The sequence below is a fragment of the Streptomyces sp. FH025 genome (genome assembly GCF_017427025.1).
GTDB lineage: Bacteria > Actinomycetota > Actinomycetes > Streptomycetales > Streptomycetaceae > Kitasatospora.
Genome location: NZ_JAFLNG010000739.1, coordinates 1 through 3,649, shown reverse-complemented (window position 1 = coordinate 3,649; position 3,649 = coordinate 1). Strand labels below are relative to the sequence as shown.

Annotated in this window: 1 protein-coding gene; it reads left to right on the top strand. The window is 71.0% G+C overall.

Annotation, left to right across the window (positions count from 1 at the left end; translation table 11 throughout):
* The coding region (locus tag J0670_RS39655) for an EAL domain-containing protein (RefSeq protein WP_243437870.1) at positions 1-3,205 on the top strand (3,205 nt) is incomplete at its 5' end.
* Between the last annotated feature and the right edge of the window lie 444 nt (positions 3,206-3,649).

The following is a 3,649-nucleotide window of genomic DNA, read 5'->3' as shown; positions in this document are numbered from 1 at the left end:
GGTAGCCCCGTTGACTCGCCGGCGACAACGCCTGATGGCCTGTTACCTGCTCTGGATGGTGCTGTGCACCGGCATCTACTACGCCGACCCCGGGCAGCGGATCGTCTGGTGGACGGGCATCGGCCTCGGCGGAGTCGCCGCCATCCTGATCGGCATCCGCCTCAACCGGCCCCGGCACGCGCTGTTCTGGTACCTGCTGGCGCTCGCCAACCTGAGCTTCACCGCGGGCGAGTTGCTGCAGGCCGTCCAGTTGGACATCCTGCACCTACCCAATCCGTTCCCCTCCCGCGCCGACGGCTTCTACCTCGCCGAGTTCGTGCTGTACGCGGCCGGCGTGCTCGGCTTCATCCGCTGGCGAACAGCCCGTCAGGACCGCGCCGGACTGCTGGACGCGCTCATCCCCACCATCGGCCTCGCCCTGCTCGCATGGATCTACCTGATCCTCCCGTACGCCCGGAACCCGGACCTCAGCTGGTTCCAGAAGGCCGTCTCGATCGCCTACCCGCTCGGCGACGTGATCGTGATCGCCCTGCTGCTGCGGCTGTTGACCCCGCGCGGCGGCAACTCCCGCTCGCTGCAACTGCTCGCCGTGGGCACCCTCGGCATCCTCGTCTCCGACGTGCTGTACGGGCTGATCCAGCTGCACGGAACCTGGCGCATCGGCACGCCGGTCGAACTGGGCTGGGCGGCGTTCTACACCGCCTGGGGCGCGGCCGCGCTGCACCCGTCGATGGTCGAGCTGACCAGGCCCGTTCCCACCCAGCAGCCGGACCTCTCCGCCGGGCGCCTCGCCCTGCTCACCCTCGCCTCCCTCATCGCGCCCGGCATCCTGATCATCGAGTCGCTGGCCGGGGACACCCGCAACGCGGGCGTGATCGGCGCCTTCTCCGCCCTGCTCTACCTGCTGGTGCTGGCCCGGCTGGCCGTCGTCGTGGTCGCCCGTCGGCAGGCGGTGGCCCGGGAGCGGACGCTGCGCGAGGCGGGTGCCCGGCTGACCGCGGCCGTCACGGTGGCGGAGGTCGCGGACGCGGTGCAGTCCGCCGCCTCCACCCTGATGCCCGCCGAGCCCGGGCACGTCGCCCTGCTGGCGGTCGCCGAGTCGGGGGTGCTGCACGTACGGCACGCCGAGCACGCCGAGCACGGCGCGACGCGGCACCGCCCGGTGCCCGGGGACGGCGACGACGAGGTGCTCGCGCTCGCCGCCCGGCGCGAGACCCGGCTGCTGCCCGCCGGCTCCGCCGAGCTGCCCGCACACCTGGACGGCATGCCCGCCGCCCTGGTCTGCCCGCTCACCCTGGCCGAGCGCCCCTCCGGCGACCCCCTGATCGGCGCCCTCGTCGTCACCGGCACCGAACAGGAGCTGACCAGCCTGTGGGGATCACTGGAGATCCTCGCCGCCCAGGCCGCGCTGGCCGTCGAGCGGGTGGTACTGAGCCAGGAGGTCGTCCGCCGCGACAGCGAGCTGTACTTCCGCACCCTGGTGCAGAACGCCAGTGACGTCATCCTGATCCTCGACGCGGACGACAGCGTGCGCTACGCCTCCTCCTCGGCCGAGCGCGTGCTGGGCCACCCCGGGCTGGACGGCACCCGGTTCACCGACCTCGTCCCGCCCGAGGACAGCCGGGAGGTCGGCCGGGCGCTGGCCCGCATGCGCGGATCGACCGAACCGGCCCAGGGCGCGCGGCCGCAGGGCGAGCGGCCACACGGCGAACGACCGCACGGCGAGCGGCCGCGCGAGCACTGGCGGCTGCTGCGGCAGGACCGCACCCCGATCGAGGCCGAGGTCCGGTACACCGACCTGCGCGCCGATCCGACCGTCGGCGGGCTGGTCCTCACCCTGCGCGACGTCACGGAACAACGCCGGATGGAGCGCGAGCTCACCCACCGGGCGTTCCACGACTCGCTGACCGGGCTGGCCAACCGGGTGCTGTTCCAGGACCGCGTGGGCCACGCGCTCTCGCGCGGCGAGCGCAGCGGGGCGGTGACCGGGGTGCTCTTCATCGACCTGGACGACTTCAAGGTGGTCAACGACACCCAGGGGCACGCGGTCGGCGACGAACTGCTGGTCGCGGTCTCACTGCGGGTCTCCACGGCACTGCGCAGTTCGGACACGGCGGCCCGGCTCGGCGGGGACGAGTTCGCGGTGCTGGTGGAGGACGCGCTGCGCCCCGCCGACGTGGACACCATCGCCGGCACGGTGCTGGCGGTGTTCGCCGAGCCGTTCAAACTCAGCGCGGGCGCGGTGCGGGTGAGCGCGAGCATCGGCGTGGCCACCACCGAGGACAGCGTGGACCCGGCCGAGCTGCTCACCCACGCCGACCTCGCGCTCTACGCGGCGAAGGCGTCCGGTCGCCGCCAGTGGTGCCACTACCGGCCGGCGCTGCAAGCGGGGCTGGTGGAGCGGCACGAGCTGAACGAGAACCTGGACTCGGCGATCGCGGAATCGGCCTTCCAGCTGTACTACCAACCGATCGTCGATCTGCGGACGGGCGACCTGGTCGCCTTCGAGGCGCTGCTGCGCTGGCCGCACGACCGGCGCGGCATGGTGCTGCCCGACGAGTTCATCGCCCTCGCCGAGGAGAGCGGCCAGATCGTCCCGCTCGGCGCCTGGATCCTGGAACGCGCCGCCCAGGAGGCCGCCCTCTGGCACGCCGCCAGCTCCACCACCCGGGAGGCCGCCGGCCGGCCCCCGCTGCGGGTCAACGTCAACGTCTCCGCCCGGCAGTTCCGCGACGCCGGCTTCGTGGACGTCGTCCGCCACGCCCTCGCCACCTCCGGGATCGACCCGCACACCCTCGTCCTGGAGCTCACCGAGTCCGTCCTGATGCGCCGCGACGACCGCCTGCGCGCCGACATGGCCACCCTCGGCGACCTCGGCGTCGGCCTGGCCATCGACGACTTCGGCACCGGCTACTCCTCGCTCTCCTACCTGCGCGAGTTCCCGATCTCCATCCTCAAGATCGACAAGTCCTTCATCGACGGCCTCGGCCTCTCCCCCCAGCAGTACGCCCTGGTCGAGGGCATCGCCCGGATCGCCGACACCCTCGGCGTCCAGGTCATCGCCGAGGGCATCGAACACCCCGAACAGCGCGACCTCCTCGCCGCCATGGGCTGCCCGCTGGGGCAGGGGTACCTCTTCGCGCATCCGATGGACGGCCCGGACGCGCGCATCCTGGTCCGTTCCTCCTCGTACGAGCCTGCCTGATCTGGAATAGCCGAGGCGCTCGGCACGAAGGATCCACCCCCCCGATCCCAACCATCGCCTCCCGGAGCGGAGTTATTACGGACCGCACGGTCGGGCGGTGCGCTGCGGAATGGTGAGCGGATGGCGTCGAGGGTCGACGTCGGGCGGGTCGAGCAGGCACGAGACGCCCCACTTGCGCGGGTTATGTCCGCGCGATGACACAGAGAACGAATATGCACATTTCCACAATTTTGGTAACGAACCGTCATCGCACCATCTCGATCCGTTACGAAATCTTCATCCTGATTGGTAACTGGCAGTCTGCTGAGAGTGAGAGATTTTCATCTGGCTTTAAGGAAGCCATTCCCAGCGATGGAAATCTCTTGAGAGAGTCTTGATGACACGACGGTCTCAGGCCTCGTCCGGTTTCACGGGCGGGGCCTTCTCCACGCGTAGGACGCGCCG